Here is a 4,589-nt window from a genome sequence, read left to right on the forward strand (position 1 = left end):
AATGTGGTTGTACCCGACGGCCTGGATGAGACTCTCGCCGACCACGCCCACGAAACCCTCGGCGGTGCCGTGACGGTCGCAAGCCAGGTGGGTGGCGAGCAGGCGAACCAGCTGCTCTCCTCCGCATTCGCTGCCTTCGACTCCGGCGTGGTGCTGAGCTCCGCATTCAGCGCCGTGCTCATGGGTGTTATGGCCGTCATTAGCTACTTCATGATCCGCAAGGCACCGCGCGAAATGAAGCCCGCTGACCACTAATTCCGCGCACTAACTCTGCGCGCTAACCCAGCGAGCGCACTAATTCGGAACACATAAGCCCCGCCTCCTGACGCTACCGCAACATCGGGAGGCGGGGCTTTTTTGAAACCCTTCCACCTGCGCATTTAAAGGTTCAGCACAGGTGCCGGTGGTACGGTAAAAACAGCGGGCTCGCGCCCGCAAAGGACGCCCCAAAAAGACGTCCTGAAAAGACGCGCTGACAAGACCGAGGAACCAGCGGCTCCACACAACTCAAGGAGGAACGCCACCATGGGACTCAAAGACTGGATAGCACCCTTCATTACACTGCTGATTGGTGCCAGCACCATCTTCATTTCCTACAAGAACTACCAGGCGCAGGCGGCGGCAAAACCCTCCGAACTGGCACGCCTAGAGCTGTGGAGCAAGCTACTGACCGAAGCTGGCATGGATATCAGCGCGCTACCTGACCCGGAGAGCCTCACCTCCGACCAGCGCGTCGTCCTCGAAAACTACCGGGTCTTCCTCAAACGTGCCTCCCTCGAATCGAAGCTGCGTAAAGTCGGCATCGACAGCAACCGCGTGTTCAGCCTGCTCATGAAGCGTGCGCACTCCTCCGTGAAGCCCACGCCCATCCCCATTGGCGACTCGATTAGCTACTACCGCCTGATTCTACGTGCTCTGCTGTACATTTGGGTTCCGCTGGCCGTGATTTTCATCGGCGTGCCCATCATCGTGGTCACCATCGCCTACCTGATTGGCCTGTTCACGAACCACCGCGGCAATCTGTCTGACTTTGCACTCTCCCCGCTCGCCGTGGTGCTCCTGATTGTTGGTGCGGTCGCCGTCGGTGCCCTCGTGTACCTGCAGAACCGCATTATCTACGCGATTATCGCGAACAACGTGTACTTCTACTTCTGGGATATTTACGGCTCTAAGAAGGGCACCCGCGATTCGAAGCATGCCTACAGCGAGCGCCTGTCGGCTAAAACCTACGCCGACCAGCTGTTCTTGGGTCAGCAGGAGTTCGCCCAGCAGTTCCGCGAAAATATGTACATGGCGGGTATTCAGGAGATTGACGAGTACCCGCGTGTGCTCAGTGATAGCGTGATGCTACCGCGTAACTACCGGGTTGTTGAAACTACCGAGGGTGAGGACCGCATTGACCGGGCGGTGAACTGGGTGCGTTCCAAGATCGGTTTTGAGCGTCTGGAACCTCGCATCATCTACACGCTCGAACATAAGGACGCGCACAAGGATGAGCAGAAGGATGCACAGAAGGATTCTGCGCACGGTGAGCCGGTAGCTACTGAGCAGGGTGTTTCTGGGCAGCCCGTAGAGACTCCGGCTCAGGATCAGCAGGAGGATGCGCAGAAGGCTCCGGAGGCACCCGCCTCGGAGGAGCCCATCGTTGCGGAGGTGCCCGTTGGCGCGCCTGCCGAGGATCCGGCTGATGCACCCACCGAACCCGTCACCGGAGGTGCTACCGACTCTTCTGCCGCAGCTGGGGCAGACGACCCCACGGAGGCGTTCACCCGCATCCCAGAAGATGCCGTCGACCATGAGAGCGCCGGTGAAAAGAACGCCGGTGAGAAACCCAGTACTGAGAAGCCTAAAAACTAAATAGCCGCCCGGAACACAGAAAAACCCCGGAGCACAGAAAATCCCCGCAGTGCCGGAATCCGGGCATGAGAAAAGGGTCGCAGCCTACGAATCGCCATTGAATCGTAAGCGTGCGACCCTTTTCCTTTCCCTTCAAGGAGGAGCAGAATCGGAGGTACCGCCCGACCAAGAAGAGCCAAATGATGCGCCCCTCCACCAGTAGAGGTTGCCTGGCAGAAGAACCCGCAAGAGCGGGTCGGCAGAGCGCCCGGCAGAGGAGGCATCACGCGTGAGGAACCGCCCCTCAACCCACAAAAGAACAGGTTGAGCCCGCCAAAGAACGGGTTGCCCAAAGAATGGGTTGAGGGAACAGAAAACCCCGAGCTGGCGTATCTCTTGAATCTTCAGAAAATCCTGTATCTTCAGACAATCTTGTCTCTTCAGAAAATAACTACATCTCGGGGTAGGGGAGGGCGATTCGCGCTCCGGGTGGGACCTACCCTCTCCCACCCGGAGGCGAATCGTGGGGATGTTCGCAGTGTCATGAATACATCCCACTGAAATCCCTAACGAAAGTTTGGGGTTTCAGTATGAGCGGTATATGAGCTTACCGCTGTCTATGCCGCAACCTCGGGGTTACGGGAGATAACAACCTTCACCACGTTGTGCTCGGCAGCGTGGCTGAACAGGTCGTATGCCTCCTCGAACTGGTCGAAAGTGAAGCGGTGGGTTGCCATTGCCTTAGCGTTCAGGCGACCGGAGCGGACCATGTTCAGCAGGTTGCCGACGGTATTGCAGTTGACCAGGCCCATGTTGATGCGAACGTTAGAAATCCACATGGTGTTCAGGGGCAGCTCAACGGGCTTGCCGTGCACGCCAGCGTTAGCGATGTTGCCGTAGGGGCGAACAATCTTGGTGCAGGTCTCGAAGGTCTGCGGAACGCCCACAGCCTCAATTGCCACGTCCACGCCCAGGCCGTCGGGGGAGAGAGCCTTAATCTTCTCGATGAAGTCCGGGTCTCCCGCGTTGACCTTATCGGTTGCACCCAGCTCCAGTGCCTTGTTCATGCGGTTCTCGTCGAAGTCGACGGTGATGACGCGGCCGGCACCGCAGAGGTTAGCGGTCATGATTGCACCCAGACCCACGGGGCCTGCACCCACGACAGCGACGGTGTCGCCGGGCTTGGTGTTGCCGTTCAGAATACCGATCTCGAAGCCGGTGGGCAGTGCGTCGGTGAGGAAGAGGACGTCCTCATCGGTCAGACCCTCCGGAACCAGGTGGACCGAGGTCTCTGCGTAGGGAACACGCACGTACTCTGCCTGGGTGCCGTCAATCATGTAACCGAAAATCCAGCCGACACCACCAACGGTCTGGCAGTGCGAAGGCTGGTTCGCCTTACAGTAGGAGCACTTACCGCAGCTGGTCACGGCGGGGATGATGATGCGGTCGCCGACCTTCAGGTCAGTCACCGCGGAGCCAACCTCGGTAATGGTACCGACAGCCTCGTGGCCCAGGATGCGTCCGTGGTCCACCTCGGGGCAGTCGCCCTTCAGGATGTGCAGGTCAGTACCGCAAATGGTGGTGGTGTCGACACGGGCGATAACGTCCGTGGGCTCAAGAATGGTGGGGTTCGGGACTTCCTCCCAGGCGCCCTTCTGGTCGGGGCCGTGGTATACATATGCCTTCATGATGACTCCTTCTTTGAAGCTCTAATGAGGGTGCAGTGACTGCTTTATCACTACATGTATCAACCCATAAGAAATATTTGATAGGTTGTATTTTCATTAAACCCGACGTGTTGAATTATGCGCTTTTATTACGCGGAGTGTATCTTTTGGTTCTTTAAACATGAACATGATTCACTTTGGGTATTTAAGACCTGTAAAAAACGCACGAGGCGCACCCCCCCAAACAGGGATGCGCCTCGTGCGTTTAATCGAGAAAAGTTGGGTTGAGCCCGGGTTGAGCTGGGCTTAGCTCTTCAGCTGCGCACGTGCTCGCGAACGAACCGCCGTCACGGCCCACACCAGCACAAAAGCCGCCACCATCGACAGCACAATCGTGCCACCGGTCGGCAGGTTAAACGCCCACGACAGGTACAGGCCAACAATCGAGCAGATACCGCCGAACACCGGCGAGAACACCATCATCGAGCCCAGTCGGCGGCACGCCAGGCGGGCTGCCGACGCGGGAATCACCAGAAGCGCCAACACCAGCACATTACCGAGCGTCTGCAGGCCCAGCACCACAGAAATGGTCACCAGAACGTACAGTACGATGTCCAGGGCAAGCACCGGCAGGCCCATCGCGCGGGCACTCTCACGGTCCAGGCTGACCGTCACAATCTGGCGGTGGAACAGCCACAGTACCAGCAGGATAACGGCACCCATAATCGCGGCGTTGGTAATGTCCTCATTCGAGACACCCACAATCGAGCCGAACAAGAAATCCTGCACCGACCCCGAATAGCCCGGCGCCAAAGAAATAATCACAATACCCAACGCAAAGGACGCGGCAAAGAAAATGCCGATGACCGAATCCTCGCGCAGCCGCTGATTCTGGCTAAAAATAGCCACCAGAATAGCCGTCACCACGCCCGCGGTCAGGCCGCCCACCATCAGGTTGCCGCCCAACACGAACGCCACCGCCAGGCCCGGGAACACCGAGTGCGCCACCGCATCGCCAATGAAGACCATGCCGCGCATCAGCACGTGACAGCCCACCACGCCGGTGACCACCGACGCGAGCAGTAC

Annotated in this window: 3 protein-coding genes and 1 pseudogene; 2 read left to right on the forward strand and 2 right to left on the reverse strand. The window is 58.5% G+C overall.

Annotation, left to right across the window (positions count from 1 at the left end):
* A pseudogene (locus O3649_RS08885) lies at nt 1–255 on the forward strand (MFS transporter); the annotation flags it as partial.
* Nucleotides 256–525: 270 nt separating this feature from the next.
* The gene (locus O3649_RS08890) at nt 526–1,857 is read left to right on the forward strand and encodes an NADH dehydrogenase (RefSeq protein ID WP_049352854.1); all 1,332 of its coding nucleotides are present in this window, start codon (nt 526–528) and stop codon (nt 1,855–1,857) included.
* Nucleotides 1,858–2,453: 596 nt separating this feature from the next.
* On the opposite strand, the gene O3649_RS08895 is transcribed toward O3649_RS08890, so the two are convergent.
* Both O3649_RS08895 and O3649_RS08900 read right to left on the reverse strand, forming a co-directional pair.
* Nucleotides 2,454–3,524: an alcohol dehydrogenase catalytic domain-containing protein gene (locus O3649_RS08895; protein WP_049352853.1), complete on the reverse strand. Its 1,071-nt coding sequence runs from the start codon at nt 3,522–3,524 to the stop codon at nt 2,454–2,456.
* A gap of 285 nt (nt 3,525–3,809) precedes the next feature.
* Nucleotides 3,810–4,589: anchored repeat-type ABC transporter permease subunit (locus O3649_RS08900; protein ID WP_371573865.1), on the reverse strand; the 780-nt coding region annotated here is incomplete at its 5' end.

This window comes from Rothia sp. 27098_8_29 (assembly GCF_041432785.1).
In the GTDB taxonomy this organism is placed as follows: Bacteria; Actinomycetota; Actinomycetes; order Actinomycetales; family Micrococcaceae; genus Rothia; species Rothia mucilaginosa.